Below are 23771 nucleotides of genomic sequence, written 5' to 3' on the forward strand. Positions count from 1 at the left end.
AGCCAAGAGGAACTTGCCCATGCACATCATCAACGCCCGCCTGCGCCACCGTGAAGGCCTGCATGATCTGCACCTGGAAAACGGCCGGATCGCCAGCATCACCGCACAAACCAACGTGCCATCCCTGGGGACCGATGATCTGGACGCTGCCGGCAACCTGGTGATCCCGCCCTTTGTCGAACCGCACATCCACCTCGATGCCACTCTCACCGCCGGCGAGCCACGCTGGAACATGAGCGGCACCTTGTTCGAAGGCATCGAATGCTGGGGCGAACGCAAAGCCACGATCACCCAGGAAGACACCCGCACCCGCGCCAAACAAACCATCCAAGCCCTGGCCGCCCACGGCATCCAGCATGTACGCACCCACGTCGACGTCACCGACCCGCAGCTCACGGCGCTCAAGGCCATGTTGCAGGTGCGCGAGGAAAGCGCACACCTGATCGATCTGCAGATCGTGGCGTTTCCCCAGGAGGGCATCGAGTCCTACGCCAACGGCCGCGAATTGATGGAGGAAGCCATCCGTCTGGGTGCCGATGTGGTCGGCGGCATTCCGCACTTCGAATACACCCGCGACCAGGGCGTGAGTTCGGTGAAGTTCCTGATGGACCTGGCCGAACGCACCGGCTGCCTGGTGGACGTGCACTGCGACGAAACCGATGACCCGCACTCACGTTTTCTTGAAGTGCTTGCCGAAGAAGCCCGCAGCCGCGACATGGGCGCACGCGTCACCGCCAGCCACACCACCGCCATGGGCTCCTACGACAACGCCTACTGCGCCAAACTCTTTCGCCTGCTGGGGCATTCCGGCATCAGCTTCGTTTCCTGCCCCACCGAGAGCATCCATCTACAAGGGCGCTTCGATAGCTTTCCGAAGCGCCGGGGTGTGACCCGAGTGAACGAGTTACTGGAGGCCGGCATGAACGTGTGCTTTGGCCAGGACTCCATCGTCGATCCCTGGTACCCCCTGGGCAACGGCAACATCCTACGCGTGCTGGAAGCCGGTCTGCATATCTGCCACATGCTCGGCTATCGCAACCTGCAAAGTGCTCTGGACCTGGTCACCGACAACAGCGCCAAGGCGATGGCCCTGGGCGAGCGCTACGGCCTGGAACCTGGGCGCCCCGCCAACTTGTTGATCCTCTCGGCAGACAGCGACTACGAGGTAATCCGCAGCCAGGGCCTGCCGCTCTACTCGATCCGCAACGGCAAAGTACTGATGAAACGCCAGCCGGCCCAGGTCGCGTTCATGTAAGCCGGCGCTTCAGACAATCGAGTCGATATCCAGTGGATGTGCCCTGCCCCGCTCGCTGGGCGCCGCCGCAGGGATGCTGGCCACTGGCGGCAACTCGCGGTTTTCACGATGGCTGAACCAACGGTTTAGGCAGCCTTGCAGGTGCACGGACTGCGCATGGCTGCCGTACACATCGCGCGCCTCCAGGCGACGCCAGCGCAGGCTCTCCAGGCGTCGACGGCTAGTGTGCAAGCGGTCGATCTCGGCGTTCAGGGCCTGATGATAGTGTTCGGGGACATGGCTGCGCCCATTCGGCACAGGCCTGCGGTCCAGCTCACGCCGCTTGTCGCGCAACTGCTGACGCATGGTTTCCAGCGCCCGATCCACCAGTTCGTACTCGCGCTGTGTCACCAGCGAACCCTGACTGTCCAAGGCCTGCTGCCAACGCCGTAATGTGGCCCAGGCGGCCGGGATATAGCTGGCGGTCATGAAGTGCTGACTCGCCTGGAACAGTTGCCTCAAGAAAATCTCACGCAGGGGCGTGTCGCCATGCAGTTTCAATGCACGGTTGACCCCGGCCTCCTGAATGGACTCACAACCGGGCTTCCACAGCACCGAGGACGGGGTGCCGTCGGGCAGTGTGATCGGCATGAAATGCTGTTGTTCGCCATGGTGTTGATAAGGATTGCCACCGACGCGCACCAGACCGGCCGCGAACAACAGCCCGCCCGGCGTGGGCGCGCTGAACAAGGTGACTGCACCGGGAACCCACAGTTTGGCGGTAGTGTTCATCCACGGCGCCGGAACGCTGGGGACCGGATCGTTATGGTTGACGATACGGTGATGGACTAGAGCGGATGCACCGGCGACGAATTCGGAATCGGCGGCGCGGGGAGCGCCGTAGGTGTAGAGGAGGATGTTGTAGTCGCGATCAGGAATACGGCGTAAACCCTCTGCCAGCAGCAATGCAATGGCGCCGCCCAGACTGTGACCGCAAATGACCACTCGCTGCCCTATATGAAACTGACTGAGATAGCTCAGCACAAAATCGCGCATCGCCCGGTAAGCCTGATAAAAACCTTCATGTGCCTTGCCGATACCATCCGCGAAAGGCACTTGGTGGGCGTTTGCGTCCCGCACTGCATCGGCGCTACTGAACGTCCCTCGCACGGAAATCAAGATCACCTCGTCGTGATGAGTAATGAACGCTTGAGTATCGGTACCGAATTTTTCGTCATCAAAAAAGTGCAAACTCGCGGGGTGCTCCTGTTCTTTACCGAGTTCGGGACGATTTTGTGGATACAACTGCGGATCGAAAGGAAGGATTTCAAACCGTCGCGAATAAGGCACCTCTTCATAAAGCGGGTAAAAACGCTGTACCTGTTCTGGATCAATTTTCCAGGCTTCCACGCAGCAGGAAAGCTGTTCGGCAAATAGATTGCCCACACTTGGACTCTGTGGAAAATGGACTTGATCCGTGGGTTTTACAGGAGGCTCCTGACCAAAATCGCAATAACTCAAAGCTGCGATCAACGACAGCTGATACAGATTCAATGCACTAAAGCTGTCTTCACTTGAGAGAGCTGGGCGTAAAGCGCGCAGCGGTCGCACTTCCAGCACCGTGTGATTGTTGGGAAACAGCACGACTCCCGCCAATGTCGGCTCAGGTACGCCGAATCCCAGCTCAGCCAGCATTTTCAGAGCATGGCGTTGCGGTTGATTAGTACGAGGGGCTATCGGGGGTAAATGAGCAACGTGGCGGACTAAATCGCGTACCTCAACTTGATAAAACTTAGTCGCCGGCTGTCGAGCAGGGTTATTTTCAGTACAGCTACCATCAGGCGTGGCGAATCGAGTATGTTCCGCCCGAAACTGAAGTTCGGTAATAGGCAACGGATAACTGCTTCGCGCTGTTAACCGCCGATACAGCTGATCAACGCCGGTATAGAGAGTGTCGAAAATAAGTACCACGGGGCCGCAATAAATATCTTCCAGTTTGGCGAATCCGTCGACATCGAGCCTGCCTTCGTATCTTTGCCCTGCGCTGTCGTGCAATGTGTAGGGCAATCCGCCATAGCCGCTTCCTACTCCGAGCTCATCGACCAAACGAAAGCTCACCCAGTCACCTCGCAACGGGCAGGCAGGTCTGCTGTTATTAAAAAATGGTTGCTTCCGTGCATCCAGACTCATGACCAGCTCCTTGGTTAATTGCAAGATGGATACACATCACATGTGCGGCCATCCGGCATCTTGATAGGTTTGAAGTGAGTGGAATCACCATTGCAGAAAGCATAACGATCTTCGAAGTTAACCCCCCTGCACCGCTTCCAACCGCCAGGTACAGCGACCCAGTTGTCGCCAATCGCTGGTCGCTCTTTATCAGTAAGCGTCATTCCCAGTCTCAGCGTTCTTCCCGCTAGATGATCTCGTTGAACCATGCCTCCAGGTCGCGTCTGCAGCAGTTGATGATTGGCATCCAACTCGTTGCATTTAAGAATTTTTATAATTGCGTGCTGCGAACCTGCCGTCCGAAATAGCCAGTGGCATTCCCCTCGCAGTTCCTGAATACCCGAGTCAGGCATACCAGGGGCGTTTCCCTCTAACCAATCTCGTACACCAATGACGCCACTGTCCATCCCGATATCCGTACTCCTCGCTCCCCACTTCGCAGTAAAACCCAACTCCACACTGCGCAACACCAACGGACACCCCTCTACCCTTTCACCCAACGGCAGCTCATAGCTCACTCGACTGGCTACAGATTTGAAGTCCGTAAAAAAAACCTTCCGCTCGGGCCGTTTTCCCCGACGCCTGGGTAGAGTGCAGATTTCGCCCGTCGCGGGCCCGTAGTTGGCTGCGGTTTTAAGTTCAAAGTCCGCCGGCAAATCCACTTCCAGCGTAAAGCTGTCCAGCGGTTTCATCGTGCAGCCCACTAGCCCGCTCATACTCAGCGCCAACAGTGCGCACCATCTTCGTTTACTCATCGGCTTTTTCCATTGAGCGCCATTGCTTCACCACCCGTTGAAAGTGGTCTTCAGGTAATTCTCCGGCCATGGGCGGCCAGTGCACCTTGCTGGCGCGAGTGGCTTCTTCCAAGCGCCGTACCACGAGGAATTCCAGCTGTTCCGGCCGGTTCCATTGCCAGGCACGCGCCTGTTCCAACACCTGGGCAAGCCAGACTTTCGGGTCTTGAAATTCGAACAGTGCCGCCAGGTCCTCGCTGTGTTCGGCGAGCAGGTAACGCAGGATGTTAGCGTGCAGAATGGCGTCGGCTTGCGGGTTGGGCGTACTGAGCCACGGCGCAGGCTCGGGTACTGGGTACTCGCCGGGCGCCGCGTTGTCGGCGCTATGCCAGCGCTGCTCATGCCAATAGCACACGCTGATCAGTGGACCGAGGTATGGCGGCCACTGCTCCGGCGCCAAATGGTCGAGGGCCCGCGCAAGGGTGCGGTTGTCATAAAAGCGGTACAGCGCCTGATCCCCCTGCGGCCCTACCAGTAGCCTGTCTCGCCAGTGCTGTGCGAGGTTCGACAGCTCCGCGCTTGCCACACTGCCGAGCCAACCCCAGTTCATCTGCGGGGTTCGTAGAAGGCTGAGCAGCGCGGGCTCGCCGACATGATCGAGCAGCAGGACTACAGGCCCTTCTGCGGCCAAATCCGCCAATGAGGTCTGGGCGTAGAAGCGGCAATACTGCGACACGCTGCGCACCGCCAACAACGACTGGCACGCCTCATTTGTGCCATCCAGCACCAGGCACAATCGCAGCCCCGCCTGCTGTTGGCGAACCATCCAATGGTGAGCCAGGTTATCCATCACGCCGCCCTCCCGTTGATATCGCACACGCCCTCGCCACAGCCTTTGCACACCGGGCAAAAATCCGCGCCCAACTGCTTGGCCAGGCTCATGATCATCCCCTGGGTAGGGGACATCTTCGGACCGTCAACCCGAGCGAGCGGTGCTGCGACATCCTCACCCGGCGCCAACGGCGCGGCCGATCGCGTGATGGCAGGGATGCCACCCACCACAACGGGTCGACTGCTGAAAATGCCGCCGGCCTGAATCACCAGATGTTCACCCCCCGCCTTGAAGCTCAACTGAGCCCCCGCATCGATGATCAGGCTGGCCCCTGCCTTGAGATGAATTTCTTGACCGGCTTCAATGACCAGGTTTTGGTCAATATGGACTTGGCGGCTGCCGTGCACACGCAGGTGGTCATTGGCCTGCAACACAACCTTTCGGTCGCCGGCGATGTGCTGATGCGCTTCGTGTTCCAGGCGAGTCGAACTCAAGCCGCGAATGGTTTCGTGCCGCTCGCCCGCCACCTCCAGGCGGCTGTCATGACCAACCCGTTGCTCCAGATCCCGTTGAGCACGCAGATAAATGAGCTCATCGCCACGCCGGTCCTCCACGAATACTTCATTGAAGCCGCCGCCGCCCGGGGAACTACGGCTACGCAGGACGCTGCGGGTTTTGTGCTGCGGCAAGGGGTAGGTCGGCATGTGCAGCGCATTGGGCACACAGCCGGTGATCAAGGGCTGGTCCGGGTCGCCCTCCAGAAAGGTCACCACCACCTCCATGCCCACCCGCGGGATCATCGTGGCGCCGAATCCATCCCCAGCCCAACCCGATGCCACCCGCACCCAACCACTGCTTTTGTCATCGCGCTTATCCAGACGGTCCCAGTGAAAACGCACTTTGACCCGGCCATAGTCGTCGCAATGCACGTCCTCCCCCGCCGGCCCGGTCACGGTAGCGGTCTGGCTGCCGTTGATGGTGGGCTTGGGATGCTTGAGCGGAGGTCGATACGTCGAACGCCAGGGGATCGCGGTGAAACGATTGCGGTAACCCTGAAACCCCTCGGACTCAACGACGGCTTCTTCCAGCACTTGAGGTTGATAGCCTTCATGACGGACCGAGGTGATCAGCCACAGATCGTTGCAGGACGGGTCCGGATGATCCTGCAACTCTAGAAAGTGCCCACTGCGCAGGACCGGCTGATCACTCCTGCCCAAGACACGATGCCGGTCGCTGTGATGGCGCTCCAGACCGCGACGCGCCAGTTGCGCACCGCGGACATGGCCGGTAAATCCTCCTGGATAACGGTAGTCCTCAAGCCGGTGCGCGGGCTCGATACTTGCGCTGTCCTGCAAGCGCAGAGAAGGATGTTCAAAGTCATAGTCGCGCCGCACTGTTTGCCGACTGCGGGTGGACAGGCGCACATCGAACCGCTGGATAACCCGCGTCGGCGCCTCGGGCCCGCCGCTGGCCGAATAATGTTGCGTGGGTAGACGTCGAAATACCGTCTGGTCATCACCGAATACCAGCACATGGGCATGCTCGCTGTGGCGGAAGTGGTAATGAATCCCCTCCTCCTCGCACAGCCGCTGGATGAAATGCAGGTCGGTCTCCGCGTACTGCACACAGAACGTACGCGGCGGATAGATCACCGGGCCCAATTCGAACCGGTAGGCATCGGCCAGGATGCCGTGATGCTCAAGCACCGCGGCGATGATCTGGGGCACGCTGCGTTGCTGGAAAATCCGTTGATCGCAGCGATGGGCCAGACAGGCCAGACGCGGCGCCAAGGTGAGGTGATAGCGGGTCAATCGGCGGCCAGGGTCATCGCGACCGACGGCGTATACCTGACCGTGCAGGCCTTGATCAGCGTCGCCGAAATCCAGGTAGGCGGGCTGGTGCAGCAATGCCTCAAGCTCCAGCGACGGGTTTTCGCTGGTCACTTGCACTTGAATGAAAAACGGTTGATCCAGTACCTCCTGACCGTTGAACGCCAGCACCTGAAAGTCGGTATTTACGCCTGGGAGAATCAATTTAAAACTTGAAGAAACAAACGCGTTAACCATCCGTTGTTACCCGCTTTGGTTATGACCCAACTGAATTGATCAGTGGACTGAAACCCCGCCACTGAACGTCGAGAACCTGGCGAAAGAGTTTGAGCCAGAGCCCTGAAGCTTAGCGATTTCAGGCAAAAATCGACTGTTGGAAAACAAAAAAGAAGTTTCGTACGGAGGTAATGGAAGTGTCTTTTACAAAATAATAAATCGCGACAAAGTACTACTTCCGAAGTGCACGAAAGGGCCTACACCAACTTGCGAAAACAAGTTAATTAATTAAGAAGAAACTGACGTCCACTTATAGACGTCAGCTCAATGAAACCCTCAGACCTGGCGCTGTGCAGCCCCGAACAGACTGACGCTCAGCAGCCGATGGTCGTGGGTTTGCAAGCGTACTGGCGCAGTACCACCCGGCATGACCACTGCGACGTCGCCGGCCTCTACCCAGCCCGCTCGCCATGCCGCACAGGCCACCGCACTGGCGCTAGTTCCAGAGGACGCCGTGGGGCCTTCACCCCGTTCAAACACTCGCGCCGCCATACGATTGCCGGGGAGCCTGGCGGCCCACTGCAAGTTAACTCCAGCCATGCACGGCTGACCGCCGCCCATCGGCGGGGCGAAGGCAATGGCCTGTAGGGGAGCGAACAAGGAAGGTTGCTGCATTGGCCCGTTGTCCGGCAGGTCGGCAATGCGATCGACCAAGGTCACGCAATGGGGGTTGCCCACGCGCACGAACTGACTGTGGGTCCAATTCGGATTGATGGCCGCGAGCGCGTCCACCTGGCTCAGTTCAGCGTCACCGAGCAGCACCGGCTCTACCCCTTGCGCGCCAACCGCCGATGGCCCGAACTCGGGCACGCCCAGGGTCAACCAGAACCCTGCGGTGTGGTCATGCACGGCGGGGGCGATGTGCGTGGCCACAGGCGAGTACCCGTCGGGCTGGTCATGGTGCACGCGCAACTCACATGTGTCGGTCATCAAGCCCTGATCCGTGAGTGCCTGGGCAAAAATCGTCAAACCATTGCCACTGCGCTCAGCCAGGGAACCGTCGGTGTTAACGATCAACAGGTCAAATGGCGGCTCGTTCTGAAACGGGCCGACCAGCAAGCCATCGCACCGATGGACTTTGGCATCCGTTGGACGCGGCAGTGAACCCCAACCGCATTCGGACGCGATGGCCAAGGCGGCCCAGGTTTTGCGCGTACGCGCGGCCTGGACGGGGTCGTCGGGTAGCTGAACGCCCTGATGCCGGAGCGCTGCCGGGCCGACCACGCCATACACATTGCCTCGGGCATCGTAGAACTGAGTCATGCTGTTGTCCGGTTTCCGACTTAGGGGAACAGCAGCGTATTACAGAACGGCGCATTTGTGCGAAGCGGCCTGGAGGGTGGTAATCCACCGCGCAAAGCCCGGGGTTCATCACCTTGTGCGGGGATTACACACCTTCCAGAACGCCTCCTACAGAAGCGACAACACCTGTGTGGCGTTCATCACCGATTGCGTTCCAGGTTTGTAAAAAGAAAATTCACGCTCAATGCTGATCGGGGAACCCAGCTCGCTCGCGAGGGCCTGATATGCAAGGATGTCGCGCCGGACATCGTTCGTTGAACGCAAAACCAAGGACTTTTCATGACAGCCATCCCCACCTCAGCGCCCGTGGTTCCCGGGCGACTGGAGCAAATGTCGACCCGCATCGCCTTTTTTATCGCCGGTTTCGGCATTGCCGCCTGGGCGCCGCTGGTGCCGTACGCCAAGGCCCGCGCGGAACTGAGTGAGGGCACCCTGGGCCTGCTGCTGTTGTGCCTGGGGGTGGGTTCGATCATCGCGATGCCGGCGGCGGGTGCGCTGGCATCGCGGTTTGGCTGTCGACGTGTACTCACGGCCGGCACGATCATGATCTGCCTGGCCTTGCCGCTGCTAGCCACGGTCAGCTCGATCCCGTTATTGATCGTCGGGTTGTTTCTGTTTGGCGCCGGGCTGGGCACCGTGGATTCTACAGTGAACCTGCAGGCGGTGATCGTCGAACGGGCCAGCGGCAAAACCATGATGTCCGGGTTTCACGGTTTGTTCAGCCTGGGCGGGATTGTCGGCGCGGCAGGCGTTGCCGGTTTGCTGGGAATGGGGCTGACACCGCTGCAGGCGACGCTGGTGGTGATCGTGATCACGCTCGCGGCGCTGCTCAAGGCTGGGCCGCATTTATTGCCTTATGGCAGCGAAAGTTCAGGACCGGCGTTTGCGGTGCCCCATGGCGTAGTGCTGTTTATCGGCTGTCTGTGCTTTATCGTGTTTCTGGCCGAAGGTGCGGTGTTGGATTGGAGCGCGGTGTTCCTGAGCGCCGAACGCGGCCTGGACGAGGCCTACGCCGGCCTGGGCTATGCAGCCTTCGCCCTGACCATGACGGCTGGGCGCCTGACCGGCGATGCCATCGTGCGGCGCTTGGGCGCGAAGAAGGTGATTATTGTGGGTGGCGTGCTGGCCGCCAGCGGTATCTTCCTCGCCACCTTGTCTTCCGCCTGGGAGGTCGCATTGCTCGGCTACGCATTGGTGGGGGCGGGATGCTCGAATATTGTGCCGGTGCTCTACACCGCCGTTGGGCAACAGAAGGTCATGCCCGAACACATTGCCGTGCCGGCCATAACCACGTTGGGGTATGCCGGCATTCTGACCGGGCCTGCTGCCATCGGCTTCATCGCCCATGGCAGCAGCCTGGCCACGGCCTTTCTGGTGATTGGAATATTGCTGGTGGCAGTGGCAATCAGCGGAAAAATACTACGGGTGTGAACGACATGAGCTTGCGCGTTGGATCGAGAAGCTCATAGGTAGCCAGGGGCCTTATCGTCCCTTTTCTTCCTTGTCGTTTTTCAACCAACGGTCAATGCTGTAGTTCTTCAACGAGCCATTGTTGTGGCTACCGAACAGGTTGGTGCCATTGGCCTTGGTGCTGTCCAGCGATGCCAGCAAACCTGGCCGCTCCACCAGGTTTTTGGCCATGTAGACCTGCAGCTCGCTGTATTTTTTCTTGGGAAAGCCGGTGGCCGCGTCGCGTACTACCTGCCCCTGTTTGTCGATTTCGTCGGGGTCCTTGCTCATCTCGATAAGCTTGTCTTTCTTGACGTAGCGGTGCTTTTCAAAAAAGAAATTGGAGTCTTGCGATGGGTCCCGCAAGTCATCGAACATCCCTCTGAACGCCTGAACCACCTGAGCGTCGGTCTTCGAATGAAACGGGTCGGCACTCTGGGTGTTGGGATGGGTGTTGCCGGTGGCATAACTGGCGACCTTTTCGAGACTGGCCGAGGTTATCTCGCCCCCCTTGGCAACAATCGCGTCGGCCAGCCGCGGGCGGCTGAGTATCTCCCGCGCAAGCATGATCGTGCGCTCAAGCGCCTTGCTTTCCTTGGGATCCTCTTTCGCAATCGCCTCCAAGGAGCCCAGAGTCAGGCGACCATTCTTCTTGAAATCGCCGAGCATGGGAAAAACGTTGTTCAGTTGGGTCGCCAACACTTGGTCGTCCGAGCGGGCATACGGGTTGCCTACCTGCGAACCGCCTGAATATGAGTCTCGAGCGTCAAAATGCTCCTGTCCATTGCTCCGAAATCGACTATCAAGCAACTGACTCTCTTGAGGGGGAAGTGACGTGCCCTGCGCGCGCTCAGCGACTGCGCAATGCGCATGACCACTGCCTGTGCTCAGATTCGGCCCAGGCGCTACTTGCCTCAAATTATTCAGCCAGTCAGCCATTTTTTTTCTCCAGCATAGTTAGATTCCGCGGACCAAACCTTATCGGGTCGATCGCTGCGCACCTGACTCAACAGGCCAAGAGTGAGTGGTGCTCGGAAAACCCTGGTTCCAGCAGGACAGGCGAGTCGCGCTCGGTAAAATTTGAGCGTTTGTAACCACTGGGCCAGAAGTACATCGCCATCCGGCGGATTCAATCGAGCCTGCGGCGCCACCAAGCGGCCAGGCCCTCGAACAGCCCTGGGAGCTTGAGTGACTTGATGCCATCATTCGAAGCCTGCCCGGCCGCGAGCATGCCCCGGGAGAAATCATCGGCAACCGGCGCCTGAAACTTTCGCTGGCCGGCAAAGGCTTTCATGCGACGTGCTTGGGCGGCATACAGGGCAGGTGACATCTGCAAGTCCGGCGATGCCAAGGCACCTGCTGACCGAACAGGATCGCCATCGTGGAGGCTGCGAAACGGTTCGTGAAAACCGTGATGAGGTGATTGAAACGAGGTCGAAGTCATTGTGTTTGCCCTGGCTCGGAGCCCGAAAATCAGCCGGTTTGATCAACGCCGGCAGGTACTTCCTATGTGGCATATCAACGTAATCAGTTCCTTACAAAACGGTGGCAGGCACCGCAACCGGGTTGCGGTGCCGCTCAGTCAAGAGCGCAGCATAAAAAGCGCGAGCAGATTGATTCGCTCGTCAGACTCTCGGCTCGCTAGGTCATCCAGCCTTGTGACCAGATCGTTACGCTTGAGCAGTTCCTGCGCCAACTGCACCAGATGGTCTCTAGAAGAATCGCCAGTCAAAGGCTCTCGCGCCAGGTTTCTCAAATCCTGGATATTGATGTCCCTAGACCATGGCCCGTCTTTCAATTCGTTGAAGTGCTTGAGGAGCTCCCCGACCAACTCTTTATCGGATTTATATTTGAAGTAATTTTTGCCACCGATGACCAGGTCCACGTTTTGCCGATCGATTAGACCGTCCAGTGCGCCGGTGGAGCTGTGCCGGTCGAGGGCGCTCAGCAGTTCTGGACGGCGCAGCATTTCCTTGGCCAGGCGAATGTTATCGTTGACGCTGGAAAACGGGGACCAACCTTTTTTGGCCATCGTCTGAATGCTGTCGATGCTGACGAAACCGGGATTTTTAGGGTCCATGAAAGCTTTGAAATTACGGCGCAGCTGCGTTGCCAATTGTTCATTGCTCTTGAGCGAGTACTCCGAATCAGGCCGGCCCGGCCACGTGGGGTAGGGTTTACCGATGGTGGGGTCTGGGCGTGGCGGCGGGTTACCGCAACCAGGCTGCGGCCGTGGCGGAGGATTACCCGAGCACGGACGGTGTGGCGGCCGAGGCCAACCGAAGCAAGTGTGCATCCAGTGTCGGAACGGGTCCATAAAGCCTGGACGCATGGCCGTCACGCTGTGGTGCATAGCGGGAGACGCAGGATAATGGCGCTCCGTCGGCGTCTGCGGATCACCAAAAACGGGACCGGCCTTGTTTTCTCGCGAAGAGAAACTGACGTTGGCCATGTTGCGGTCCGAAAAGGACAGGGCCTCAGGCGCCGGGCGACGAGCCTTGACGTCGGTTTTGGGACTGTCCTGTAAACGGTCATGGGAAGGCGAAGCAGACAAGGATTTATCAAGCGTCGATACCGACATAATGTTCTCCAACACAAGGGGGCGTGATATTCAGCCTGCCACTGCGACGGCGCGTCGAAGCGCGGCAGCTAGCCCATCTGTGGCGGGGATGTCGGATTCGGTTCCTGATCGGACAACCAGATGCACGCTGCACCTGTAGGAAACGGGCAAAAAAAATCGCAGCCCCTTGTTGAGCTGCGATATTTCCCAAGCGTTCGAGGATCAGAACCCGACGCTGGCCTGTACAAAGAACGTACGCGGTTCGCCCAGGTACAGTCCGGCGTTGTTGTCGCTGGAGCGCGTGTAGTGCTGCTGGTCAAACACGTTTTTCACCCCCGCGCCCAACTTCAGGTTCGACAAGGATGGGCCGAAGTCATAGCCGCTGCGCAGGTTGACCGAAACGTAGCCCGGAATATCGCCGAACTGGCCATCAGCCGTGCCTTGAGTCACGTAAGTGCTGGTGGTGCCGGGGGCACGTTGGCCAGACTGGGCATAGACGTCCAGGTTATGGGTCCAGCGATTGATGTCGTAGCGCAGCCCCAGGGTCGCCACTTCGCGGGAGTACAACGGCAGATCGCGCCCCTTGAAGGGCACATCGCCCTCGGAGGTGGCCTTCGTGTAGGTGAACCCGGCATTGGCGGTCAGGCCTTCCAGGCGCGGGTCCAGATTGGCCAGGTCGTAATGCGCTGACGCTTCGACACCGGCGTGCTTGGTGGCGCCGAGATTGGTCCAGCCCACATCGTTGCTGACGTATTGCAGCTCATCGGCGAAGTCGATGTAGAACAGCGTCACTTCGCCACCCCACACGCTGTCGTTGTAGCGCGTGCCGATTTCATAGGTCTTGGCTTTTTCCGGGTTCAGGCCGTTGGCCGTCTGATTGCCGGTGCCACCCTGCCCCAGTTGGAAGTACTGCAGGCTGCCGAACGACGTTTCGTAGTTGGCGAACAGTTTCCAGGCATCAGAGACGTGGTACATCACGCTTAGGGCCGGTAGGGGTTCATTGTTATGCACTTCGCGGCGTTTTTCCGGGGTGCGCGTGCCGTTCAGGGCGATCACCGGGCGGTCATGCCATTCGGTGCGAATATTTTCGAAGCGAATGCCCGGGGTAATCGTCCACTTGCCGATATCGACTTTGTTATCGATATAGAACGCATTGGCCTCGGTGCCACCAGTGCGGTCCTGGTAAACATGACCGTCGCTCTGCCCGCCAGGTGTCGGCACGTTGTTGACCAGGTTGAGGCTGGTGGCTTGCTCGTGCATGCCTTCTTTGAGGTAGCGATAACCCACGCTGACTTCCTGGGTGCTGGGCCCTAGGTCGAACACATGGGACACACGCGGCTCGATACCGAAGGTGTAGTAGGTACGCGGGTAGGAACTGATGGTTTTCAGGTCGCGGTTGGCGATGTTGCTGCCTCGGAAACTGTCGGCGTAATAGGTCAGCACTTCGGCCTGAGTGCGGTCGTCGATCTGACGGATGTACTTGAAGGACATATCCTTGCGGCGGCCACTGAAGTTGTCCCAATCGCGCACCGACTGGTACGGGTTGGCGTCGAACTGCTGTTGGGTCAGGCCGCCGGGCATGTCGGCGCTGGCATCGTAATAGTGGAAGTTCAACGAGAAGTCGTCTTGATCGGTCGGCGCCCAATGGGTTTTGAGGATCACGTCATCGATATCATTGCCATTGTTGCTGTTGCGATAACCGTTGCCGTTGACCCCGGAATACAACAGGGCAGCGCCGATACCGTTGTCGGCCGTGCCGCCGATAAAGGCGTTCTCGATATGCTTCCAGCCGCCATGGGCGGAGGTTTGCAGGGTGGTGCCGACTTCGCCGGAGAACGTGTCGGGGATCGCCCGGGTTACAAAGTTGATCACGCCACCGACGTTCTGCGGACCGTAGCGCACGGAACCGGCGCCACGCACCACATCGATGCTGTCCAGGTTGCCGGCGGAAATCGGCGCCATCGACAACTGCGGCTGGCCATAAGGCGCGAACGCGGCTGGCACACCGTCGATCAGGACGGTGGAGCGTGGCGACAAACGGGACGTCAGCCCACGCACGCCGACGTTGAGGGAAATATCGCTGCCACCGGTGCCGTTGGCCTCCTGCACCTGCACGCCGGGCACCCGTCGCAGCACATCGCCGACATTCATCGCGCCCTGCTCCACCATGGCTTCGCGGCGGACAACCGTGCGAGCGCCAGGATGGTTCTGCACCACTTCGGCATTGGCGTCGCCGAGCCAGTCGCCGACGACCCGGATATCGGTGGCGCCCAACTCAATCGGCGAGCCGGCTTCACCGCTGCCGCTGGTTTGCGGGCGCAGGGTCACCGAACCGGCGTCGATCTGGTAGTCCAGACCGCTGCCTTGCAGCAATTGGCGCAAGGCTTGCTCGGCGCTGAGGTTGCCGTCCACCGCAGGCGCGCGTTTACCGGCAACCAGCTCGGGGCTGAAGAATACTTGCAGGGACGTCTGCTGGCCGAGTTGGCTCAGCGCCGCGCCCAAGGGTTGGGCCTGGATGTGAATTGCGTCGTCGGCATTGGCCGAGGCGCTGACAGCGAGCGCCAGGGCCAAGGGCACCCAGCGGCGGATTTTATTGTTGTGGAGGGCGATTTTTTTCACGTCGAACCTTGTCCTGTGATCGCAAAAGTATGCGGCCGTTAATGCAAACCAGTTGCAGTTGCAGGAGAAGACGACGAACGGGGAAAAAACCTGAATGTCAGCGCGAAATAATTTCCTGGCTACCGTCCGGCAACGTACGCAGGGCCACCGGCAGGATGCGCGGCAAGGCCTTGAGCAAGGCGTCGGTGTCGTTGGCCTTGAATACGCTGGTCAGGCGCAGGTTGGCCACGGCGGGCGCGCTGACCCGCAACGGTTGCTCGCGGTAGCGCGACACTTCCCGGGCCACGTCGCTCAGTGTGGCGTTGTTGAACACCAATTTGCCGGTACGCCAGGCCGTCAGTTCCTCGGCGTTCACCGCGTAGGCCGTCGCCACCTCGCCCTGACGGTCCACATGGGTGCCACGGCCGGCGGTCAGGGTGACCCGCTGCTGCGCCAGACGCCCCTGGACCTGCACCGTACCCGCCTCGACCGCAACGCGAGTCTGGTCGTCATCGCGGCGCACATCGAAGCGGGTGCCGGTGACCGTGACCCGCCCCGCCCCGGCGGCCACCACAAAGGGGCGGCTGCTGTCGTGTTCGACGCTGAACATCGCCTCGCCCTGTTTGAGTTCAACGCCGCGCCGGGCGTTTTCGTATGTCACCGCAACCACGCTACGGCTGTTGAGGTCGATCAGCGAACCGTCCGGCAAGGCCACTTGGCGATGCTCCCCAAGACGGGTGCTGAATTCGGCGCGGTAGACCTTGGAATGATCGAGCCCGCTGAACAAGCCCAGGCCCACGGCGACCGCGACGACACTGGCCGCCACTGCATAACGCCACAGCGCAGGCTTGCGAGGCCGTTCGGCCGGCGCTTCGCACAACGCCTGCCAGCGCGCCTCGGGCAGCAGGTCGGCGGCCCGCCACAGGCCTTGCAGCACGTCGAATTCGTATTGATGGGTTGGATGTTCTGCGCACCACGCCTCGAACCGCCGGGCTTGCTCGGGGCTCAGTTCGCCGTCCTGCACGCGCGCGAACCACTGCGCGGCCTCATCACGGGCACGGTTGTCCATCGCGGAAGATCCTGTTTCGATACGAGTCATGGTGTCGGCGCGTCCAGGCGGTCGCGCAGATGCCGCAGCGTGCGGATCATATACTTTTCCACCATGTTTTTAGACAACCCCAGGCGTTCGGCGATTTCCTGCTGGGTGAGCCCCTCGATTTTCTGCCAAATGAAGATCCGCCGACAGTTGAGCGGCAATTCGGCCAGTGCCCGCTCGATGGAGTCCGCCAACTGGATCGCGTGCATGACATGCTCCGGATCGCCGGCGTGGGGTGAGCATTGAACGAAGGCATCGACTGATGCGGCGTCGCGGCGGTCGTCGCGACGATAGGCGTCCACCGCAATGTTGCGCGCAGTTTGATGCAGATAGGCGCGCGGTTGCTGCACATCGGCGGAACTGGACTCCAGCACCCGTACGAAGGTGTCGTGGGCCAGATCTTCGGCCTGCTGACGGTTTCTCAAGCGACGCGTCCAGGTCCCGATCAGCTCTTCATAGTGCTCGAAAAAGCCTGTTCTGCGGGGCGGCTGAGGGATCATCGCGAAGGCACTGGGTAGGCGGGGCGTGAATAGTAATGCTTCCTATTAAGTGGAGCAATTGCTACCCGTCGTGATTGACCGCGCGACGACTAAGGCGGCCTGCCGTGCTTGAGTCGACTGGATTTTTCCCGGCTGCCGCACACGCTCATCTGGCACCATCTGCGCTGCTTGTTCTTGGAAATATCCAGAAATATCCAATCGCAGTCATGGGCGCCGCAGCACTTCAAACCCTGCAGCGCCCCGGGTACCAACCATTGCGTGGCGTCGATCGCCAGGCGCCCGAGCAGCATCGTGGTCAGTTCCTGGGCCGACGTACAGGGCTTCCAGACCCAGGCAGGTTGACCGTCGACCGTGCGTAGCTCGCGCCAGGCCACACCTTGCTGGAAAGTCAGATTGATCTGCGCCAACGCCGCATCGGGAATGGGCTGGTGCAGCGCCAGCGGGTAAAACACCGCGTATAGGCATTCTCTGAAGGCAATCACCGCCTCCAGGTTCGGCTGATAGGCAATAGGCCACTCAAACACCATGGGCTTGTAATGTTCAAACTCATGGGTCGAGACCAACGACGCGTGCAGCGCCCATTCAAAGAAGAATGGAAAGCTGGTGAGCCGTTCCTCCATCACCTTGAGCGTCGTGCCAGGGCGTCGTCCGTTGGTGGTATTGATAAAGTCCAATACCAGGGCGCCACCAATCAGGCGGATCGAGTTCGCAGAGCCAGTAAAATGCGACATGCCTGCTCCTGGGAAAATACGGCCTCGCTGCAAGCACGCAGAGTACCGCGTTTTTCCAGTTCGCAGGCACCGCTACTCCCGCTTACCCAACAGCAACACCATTGCGTATTGCCCGAACAGCAGCAGCGCCACCACCCAGTAGACGTGGGAAAACGAGCCGCTGAGGTCCCTCGACCAGCCTCCCAGGAAATTGCCGCACACCCCACCCAAGCCGATCAGCACATTGGCGATGCCGAACGCCTGGGTCAGCCGGCTGACCGGCACGATTTGCCCGATGTAACTGGGCACCAGCCCGAAGATCGGATAAAACGCCAGCGCAAATAAAAACGCCGCCAGGTAGAACGACGGCAGGTTGTTGAACGTAAACACCAGCGTTGCAGCCACCCCGGCACTGACGAAACACAGCGCCAGGGAGGTGCGCACACCCGCTTTGTCGGCCAGCCACCCCAGCAGAAAGCCCGAAGCCATGCCCACGGCGCCGAGGGTGGTCCAGATAAACCCTGTGTCTTGCACCGACACCCCCAATTCGTCGCGCAGGTAGGGCGCCAGGTAGGTCTGGAACGGCAGCAACGCCATGCCATTAAGAAAAGCGATGCCCCACGTCAGGTACAACGAACGGCTCAGCCAGGGCGCGTGGCGGTCAGACGTCTGCCCGGGCTCCCCGGATGCGTCGCCCTCCTCGCTCGTCGCCAGGTTGCGCAACAGGTACCAGGCCACCACGCAAAGCGTCAGCGAGATCAGCCCGGCAGTCAGCCAAATCCCGCGCCAGCCGCCGTGCATCGTCAGAAACGACACCAATAACCCGTTGATAAATACGCCGTAGCTGGTGCCGCTGGAAATCAAGCCCATGACTCGTGAACGCAGGCCGGCGCTGAAGCCTTTGGTGACGATCTCCGCCAGCGGGATGTACATCGACGCCGAACAGCCGCCGAGCAGAATCAATAGCGCGCCGGAGAGCCAGATCGTGTCGCTGACACTCAGCCCCAGCAGCGCCAAGGACGTCATCACGGTGGACGCCAGGCTGATCTTCCAGCCTGCGACATAGCGGCTGATTACGCTGGTGACCGATGAAAACAGCAGAAAGCCGATCTGCGCGCCACCGGTGATCAAGCCCACTGTGGTGTAGTCGAAGCCGAGGTCGCGACGCATGTCCACCACCAGGTTGGCGAACAGGTAAACGCCGAACCCATAAGTGCTGGCCACGAATCCCGTGAGCACTATCGCCAGCACCCCGCTATCGAGGGCCCGGGCGTTGCCTTGCACAAGCGTATTCATAGCGCCCCTCACGCGGCGAGCGCGGTGTGGATGACAAAGTCACACTGCATCATGTCGTAATCGGCCTGGAAATCGCCGTAGCTGGCATGCTCCGAAAACCCACAGGCCAGCACCTCCTGGGTCAACTCGCCGGGCAGCAGCGGGTAGACCTGCAGCCGGTATTGCTCGGCGTTGTCAAAGCGGTAGATGAACTCGCACAGGTGCGCGTTGACCTCGCCCAGGCTCACTGACACGTGGGTGCCGCAGTAATAGTAGTGGCCGCTGGATTTGAAATGACCGGCGCGAATGGCGAAGAAATTGCGTTGATCCACCACCAGCAGGCCGCCCGGCTTGAGCAACGCCCGGAAGGTTTGCAGGACGTCCAGGCGTTCGCTGGCTTCGAACACATGGCACAACGAACTGCCCAGGCACACCACGGCGTCGAACTGCCCCAGTTCCTGCGGGTCGAGGGCACGCCAGTCGCGATGATGGGAGGGTATCGCCAAGCCGTACCGGCGGAAGTTCGCGCGCGCCTTGGTCAGCATGGTGGGGCTGCCGTCGGTGGCGACTACGTCGAACCCGGCCTGCTTAAGCTGTACCGCGTGGAAGCCGCTGCCGGTCGAGACGTCGATGACCGTCTGCACGCCGTGGTTGCGCAACAGGTTTTCAAAGAACCCGCTCTCCCCCGCCTTGCGTTTTTCCCAATCGATCAACTCGTCCCAGCGCTCGACAAAGTCCACCGAGTACTGCGTGGAATAACGGGCGATGGGGCCATTCGGCTGCTTGGGCATCTGGTTCATCACGCACCTGCCAGGTTGAGTACTTTGAACGCCGCGTACTTGCTCGCCAACTCGCGGGCGAACTCGGCGGATTGTTCGATGGACATGTTTTTCTTCGAGTAACCCAGCATCGCCTGCATCACGGCCATGCACTGCGGGTTGAAGGTGACCGAACCGTCGCAATGGATCTCGTCGATGCCGTCCTGGCTCTGACAGATCGTGTTGATGCGCACCGCGTCGTCCTGAGGGCAGGCGTTGGAGAACTGCACCTCGATACGACCCTCGTGCAACCACACCGGGTAACCGCCCGGCAACCCCAGCGGGCCAGGGGCATGCACCAGCACCGGCGTACTGGAAAACAGCCCCTCGATTACCGTGGCCGCTGAACACGCGGTGAGGAACTGCCCGTCCACGCCACCGCGACGCCGGAACTCGGAGCGGACCGCCGAGAAAATCGCTTCGGCAGGCAACCGCGCCACATTCGGCTGGTCGCGGACCTCATACAACAGACGGTAATTAGCCCGTGGCGGCAACCCTGCGCGCGGGACGTAATGGCTGAAATAGTGCTGGGCATACAAGCGAACCCGCACATCGGCGGGGCAACACTCCAGCAACCGCGCGATGGAAAAACGCACCGCCGGAATCAGGTTGGCCACGTTGCCCACGCCGATATCCGGCGCCAGGCCGACCCTGGCGAGAATCGGGTTGACCGCATCGGGAAAAGCCGCATTTACGGTGCGGGTGACGATGCCTGAGGCTTTTACCGCGCGCATCAGGTTGTGCATCAGCGTCAGGTGCATGGGCAACCAGGGACCGAACTGCGCTTGGTCGAGTTGTTCGAACGAGCGCTTGGGCAACGCCGTGATGACGCGCCACGACTGCAACGACGCGCAGTTGACGAGTATGTCCGGTGCCTCGTCCCGCAGCACCTGGGCGACGCGGTCGATGTCGGTCAAATCCGCGATCACCGGCCTGATCGCGACGAACTGCTCCAACTGCGCACACGACAGCGCCACCAGGTTGCACAGACGCACGTTGGCGTCCTCATTGCGCCCCAGCACCACAAATTCGAAGGCATTCTTCGGCGCGAGCAGTTTGAGGATCTGCAGGCAGAGGTTGCCGGCGCCTACCAGCAACAGCTTTTTTTTTCGCGTGGATGGGCTCACCGTGGGTAGGCTCCATTGTCGACGGGGATGACCCGGCCGGTGATATGCCGCATGGCATCGCTGATCACCAACAGAATGATTTCCGCTACGCCGCCGGGCAGGATGGGTTGCTTGAGAATCTCCTGACGCGCGTATTCATCGCGCCGGTAGGTCGGAATGCGGTCGTAGATGGCGGTGTCGTGGATCAGAGCTGGCGACACGGCGTTCACCCGCACAAAGGGTGCAAAATTCCAGGCGTTAGCCTTGGTAAGGCCGATCACTGCCGCTTTGGTGGCGCCATACAGCGCATCGCAACTGCCCACCTCGCCGGCCACCGAAGCGATATTGACGATGCAGCGCGAAGCTTCATGGCGCATTTCCCGCTCGGCGAAGTCCTTGGACAGGTAAACCAAGGCTTTGAGGTTGACGCTGAGGATGTCATCCACTTCGTCGTCGGAATAGGCGTAGATGCTTTTGCCGTGATAGATCCCCGCATTGTTGACCAAGGCGTAAATAGACTGATGGCGTGCATATATTTTGGGAATAAAGCGCTTGATCACAGCGTCGTCGGTGAAATCCGCGACCTGGGTGTCCAGTACATCGTCGCCATAGCGATGGGTCAGTGCCTTCAAGCCTGCGGCATCCTTGTCGGTGCCGATCACGAAATAGCCGGCTTCAATGGCTTTCTCCACCGTCGCTCGACCAATCCCATTGGCGGCGCCGGTCACTATTAACTTTTGCATGTCAGGCTCCTTATTGACAAAACGCGTTCATATGCTCGTAAAACGGCCGGTGATAGTCATATAAGTTTTTTAACTTTGCGCACTGTTGGAATAGCGCTATATCCAGGACTTGTTTATCTGGGGCGATAATCCGCTCACTATTTTCGGCGGTCACATGCCAACTTCTCCACATCTTCCATTGGGGCGGGCATTCGCGCTTCCAAGACAAAGCGCGAGGCAGAAACTCAATATTCAAATAATCACAGAGTTTACGAATAACGTGTTGCGGATCGGCGGCCAGATCATCGGCATTAATCACATACGGTACTTTACCGGTGAGTTTTTTTAGCACACAAAAGATCTCGTACTGTGCTTTATACCCAATCGCCTGTAACGGCATATCCGGGTATATACGGTGGTGGGAAACAATACTGCTGACCGGCTCGCGAATAATAAATACATTGTCTTGGCAGGCGAGAAAGTCGACGTCGACCTTCAACTCCTCCAGGCAGTGGTAACACATATCTTTATGAAACACCGGGGAATGGCTTGCCGCTTCGATCAGCCGTTGCTTGATCGCCGTATAAGTCGTGGGAAAAGCGTGGTCCCAGTCGTCCGAAGGAATGCTGGAATCGGCGGAAAATGCCCCATGAGCAAAAGGCTCATGGAAGACTTCGAAGTCCCCGCGCTCGATAAATACGCGTTCCAGCACCGTGGAACGCGAGCGCGGGTGAGCCCATAAGGCAACCATTTGGTTCATGCCACACTCCCATATTCGGTCGCCAGAATTTCGTTGATCGAGCGTCTGGAGTGCTGGGCCGCGGCGCATAGGCGAACACAGTGATCGGTCAGGCGCCGGTGCGCGGCATTGGCTTCGTTGCAGGCGGTGATAAAGGCTGCATGGCGGGCGAAGTCCTGCGGCGCGATGCTGTCGAGCAAATAGGCTTGGTAGAAGTACGGAATCCGCATCAACTTGGCGAACGTCGCAGGCGGTACCTGCAGCGGCGCGTGGGCGGGCAGCACGGGTTGGCCACGGCTTTCGCGCTCCACCAGAAATGCCACCATCTCCGGCGTGAGTGTGTAGTAGGTGGCGCTCAGGCCGGTGCGTTCCAGGTGCCAGCAATGCTGGTTGCCACGCGCATCGACGTCGATTTTGAGGCTCGACAGCAAGGTGTGGACCGGCACGCGCGACGCGGCCACCAGGGCCTGGATCTGCTCGTAAATCAGCAGTTCGGCCCAGCGCAATTCCTGCGGCGCCAGCGCCATACTGCGCGCGGCGGCTTGCTGGGCGAACTCGGGCTGACAGCCAAAGCGCCCGATCATGTAGGTAATCACGTACTTGCAATGGCGCGTATCGATGCCATGGCTGCGCGCACTGAGTCGGCCACGCTCAATGGCCTGCAAACCCGCCTGGAACTGCGAGACGGTGAAACAAAAGGTGATATTGATCGACACCCCTCGCGCTACCAGTTGCTCGACGCTCGCCAAACCCTCCTGGCTGCCCGGCACCTTGACCATCACGTTCGGTGCCAGATGATGCAGCTCCATGCCGCGGGCGGTCATGCGCTGGGCGCAGCGCATGTCGCTCGGCTCCACTTGAGCGCACATCCAGCCCTCAGCGTGTGACGATTGCTCCCACAGGGTTTTGAGCGTCGACGCACCGTCGACAATTACTTCGTCGTACAACTTTTTGCGCAACGTCTCTGCCGACAGATTGCTCTGATCAACGCGTGAAGCCCCGTATTCCCGTCTGTCCAGAATCACCGCAGTCACCAGACGCGGGTTAGTGGTCACGCTGCTGAAACTTCGCGGCCGGCACCAATCGTCCGGCATCAACCGCTCGATATATGCGGCTACCGTTGGGTGCTTATCCAGCAAGCCGTATTTATGGGGGGCATACAACACGGGGGATGAATCCCACCACAATTCTGAACGAGGGTTATGACTTTTTAGTTGTTCTAAGTAACCCGGAGTGCCCACGACACATCCTCCTCGGATAAGGGTTATTTAATGAAAGAGACGACAGCGGGTACTTATCAACAGCGATGAACTAAGCATGCCCCCGCGTATAGCCGCTGGGTGTTCAAGGCTGCAAAACAAGAAAACAACTTCAGCGTGAGTACGTAACTAATAATCAGGGAGCGTACTGCAGACAGGGTGACAACTCCAATGTGCACGACGACATCATCGCCATTGAAGATCACTGACATAGGCAAGCCAATATGAACAGGCGCCGGCCCCTTATCTGGTAGTTCCCCTATAACGGCCAATGAAAACATGGGCTTCTCTTATAGGTGACTCCGCGATGACTTCTGAACTACCAGCGGAGCGGATTGAGGTGCCCCTATAAAACACGGGGCGCAAAATCCTGTCAAACGCTTTTAGCTGGCTTGCTAATACCATCTAGTTATTTATTTTTTAATTTTTATACCAGATAAGCTTTAATCCGTAGGCGGTTTCCAGGCATCTGAACTTCCCTTGTGTGCCATCAGTCAGCTAAC

At 59.5% G+C, this 23771-nt stretch carries 20 protein-coding genes; 2 read left to right on the plus strand and 18 right to left on the minus strand.

Translation table 11 applies throughout. From position 1 onward, the window contains the following. Positions 1-19 precede the first annotated feature (19 nt). Complete coding sequence (gene codA / locus ACFZPT_RS23110) at positions 20-1255, plus strand: cytosine deaminase (RefSeq protein ID WP_034096840.1); 1236 nt, start codon at positions 20-22, stop codon at positions 1253-1255. A 9-nt stretch (positions 1256-1264) separates the two neighbouring features. Here the strand turns inward: codA and ACFZPT_RS23115 are convergent, their stop codons facing one another. From ACFZPT_RS23115 to ACFZPT_RS23135, 5 genes are all read right to left on the minus strand, one after another. Then, entirely contained in the window at positions 1265-3424 is a 2160-nt protein-coding gene (locus tag ACFZPT_RS23115) for a lipase family protein (RefSeq protein WP_099313194.1), read from the minus strand. 14 nt (positions 3425-3438) lie between these two features. Next, the gene (locus tag ACFZPT_RS23120; protein ID WP_099313193.1) at positions 3439-4218 is read right to left on the minus strand and encodes a hypothetical protein; all 780 of its coding nucleotides are present in this window, start codon (positions 4216-4218) and stop codon (positions 3439-3441) included. Beyond that, positions 4211-5047 carry a DUF4123 domain-containing protein gene (locus ACFZPT_RS23125; RefSeq protein WP_034096837.1) on the minus strand — a complete coding sequence of 279 codons (837 nt, stop codon included), beginning with the start codon at positions 5045-5047 and terminating at the stop codon, positions 4211-4213. Before ACFZPT_RS23125 ends, ACFZPT_RS23120 begins: the two co-directional genes overlap by 8 nt. Further along, positions 5047-7095 carry a type VI secretion system tip protein VgrG gene (locus tag ACFZPT_RS23130; protein WP_099313192.1) on the minus strand — a complete coding sequence of 683 codons (2049 nt, stop codon included), beginning with the start codon at positions 7093-7095 and terminating at the stop codon, positions 5047-5049. Before ACFZPT_RS23130 ends, ACFZPT_RS23125 begins: the two co-directional genes overlap by 1 nt. Before the next feature lie 315 nt (positions 7096-7410). After that, positions 7411-8397, minus strand: coding sequence for a diaminopimelate epimerase (locus ACFZPT_RS23135; protein WP_099313191.1), 987 nt, complete (start codon positions 8395-8397; stop codon positions 7411-7413). 318 nt (positions 8398-8715) lie between these two features. On the opposite strand from ACFZPT_RS23135, the gene ACFZPT_RS23140 reads away from it, so the two are divergent. Continuing rightward, positions 8716-9867, plus strand: coding sequence for an MFS transporter (locus ACFZPT_RS23140; protein WP_034112856.1), 1152 nt, complete (start codon positions 8716-8718; stop codon positions 9865-9867). 51 nt (positions 9868-9918) lie between these two features. Here the strand turns inward: ACFZPT_RS23140 and ACFZPT_RS23145 are convergent, their stop codons facing one another. The 13 genes from ACFZPT_RS23145 to ACFZPT_RS23205 all read right to left on the minus strand — a co-directional run bounded on the left by ACFZPT_RS23145 (position 9919) and on the right by ACFZPT_RS23205 (position 23175). Next, positions 9919-10824 (minus strand): hypothetical protein, encoded by a 906-nt coding sequence (locus tag ACFZPT_RS23145; RefSeq protein WP_256593275.1) that lies wholly within the window; start codon positions 10822-10824, stop codon positions 9919-9921. Positions 10825-11014: 190 nt separating this feature from the next. Next, positions 11015-11215 carry a type III secretion effector protein gene (locus tag ACFZPT_RS23150; protein ID WP_232925227.1) on the minus strand — a complete coding sequence of 67 codons (201 nt, stop codon included), beginning with the start codon at positions 11213-11215 and terminating at the stop codon, positions 11015-11017. 252 nt (positions 11216-11467) lie between these two features. Further along, complete coding sequence (locus ACFZPT_RS23155; RefSeq protein ID WP_034096833.1) at positions 11468-12466, minus strand: type III secretion effector protein; 999 nt, start codon at positions 12464-12466, stop codon at positions 11468-11470. A gap of 201 nt (positions 12467-12667) precedes the next feature. Next, positions 12668-15064 (minus strand): TonB-dependent receptor, encoded by a 2397-nt coding sequence (locus ACFZPT_RS23160; RefSeq protein ID WP_047882782.1) that lies wholly within the window; start codon positions 15062-15064, stop codon positions 12668-12670. 97 nt (positions 15065-15161) lie between these two features. Then, the gene (locus ACFZPT_RS23165) at positions 15162-16112 is read right to left on the minus strand and encodes a FecR family protein (protein WP_099313189.1); all 951 of its coding nucleotides are present in this window, start codon (positions 16110-16112) and stop codon (positions 15162-15164) included. A gap of 26 nt (positions 16113-16138) precedes the next feature. Further along, complete coding sequence (locus tag ACFZPT_RS23170) at positions 16139-16639, minus strand: sigma-70 family RNA polymerase sigma factor (RefSeq protein WP_034096830.1); 501 nt, start codon at positions 16637-16639, stop codon at positions 16139-16141. Between the two features lie 89 nt (positions 16640-16728). After that, positions 16729-17370, minus strand: coding sequence for a CGNR zinc finger domain-containing protein (locus ACFZPT_RS23175; protein ID WP_099313188.1), 642 nt, complete (start codon positions 17368-17370; stop codon positions 16729-16731). Positions 17371-17442: 72 nt separating this feature from the next. After that, positions 17443-18645 (minus strand): nitrate/nitrite transporter, encoded by a 1203-nt coding sequence (locus ACFZPT_RS23180; RefSeq protein WP_099313187.1) that lies wholly within the window; start codon positions 18643-18645, stop codon positions 17443-17445. Between the two features lie 8 nt (positions 18646-18653). Next, positions 18654-19424, minus strand: coding sequence for a bifunctional 2-polyprenyl-6-hydroxyphenol methylase/3-demethylubiquinol 3-O-methyltransferase UbiG (locus ACFZPT_RS23185; RefSeq protein WP_099313186.1), 771 nt, complete (start codon positions 19422-19424; stop codon positions 18654-18656). After that, on the minus strand, positions 19424-20569 hold the full coding sequence (locus ACFZPT_RS23190; RefSeq protein ID WP_099313185.1) for a hypothetical protein: 1146 nt from the start codon (positions 20567-20569) through the stop codon (positions 19424-19426). The genes ACFZPT_RS23185 and ACFZPT_RS23190 overlap by 1 nt, the downstream gene beginning before the upstream one ends. Beyond that, positions 20566-21291 (minus strand): SDR family NAD(P)-dependent oxidoreductase, encoded by a 726-nt coding sequence (locus ACFZPT_RS23195; protein ID WP_034096825.1) that lies wholly within the window; start codon positions 21289-21291, stop codon positions 20566-20568. Before ACFZPT_RS23195 ends, ACFZPT_RS23190 begins: the two co-directional genes overlap by 4 nt. Positions 21292-21301: 10 nt before the next feature. After that, positions 21302-22030, minus strand: a complete 729-nt coding sequence (locus ACFZPT_RS23200; RefSeq protein ID WP_034112847.1) for a sulfotransferase family protein — start codon at positions 22028-22030, stop codon at positions 21302-21304. Next, positions 22027-23175, minus strand: a complete 1149-nt coding sequence (locus ACFZPT_RS23205; protein WP_312830688.1) for a transaldolase family protein — start codon at positions 23173-23175, stop codon at positions 22027-22029. The genes ACFZPT_RS23200 and ACFZPT_RS23205 overlap by 4 nt, the downstream gene beginning before the upstream one ends. Between the last annotated feature and the right edge of the window lie 596 nt (positions 23176-23771).

It is taken from the genome of Pseudomonas sp. MD330_10 (assembly GCF_042610415.1).
GTDB classification, from domain to species: Bacteria; Pseudomonadota; Gammaproteobacteria; order Pseudomonadales; family Pseudomonadaceae; genus Aquipseudomonas; species Aquipseudomonas rhodesiae.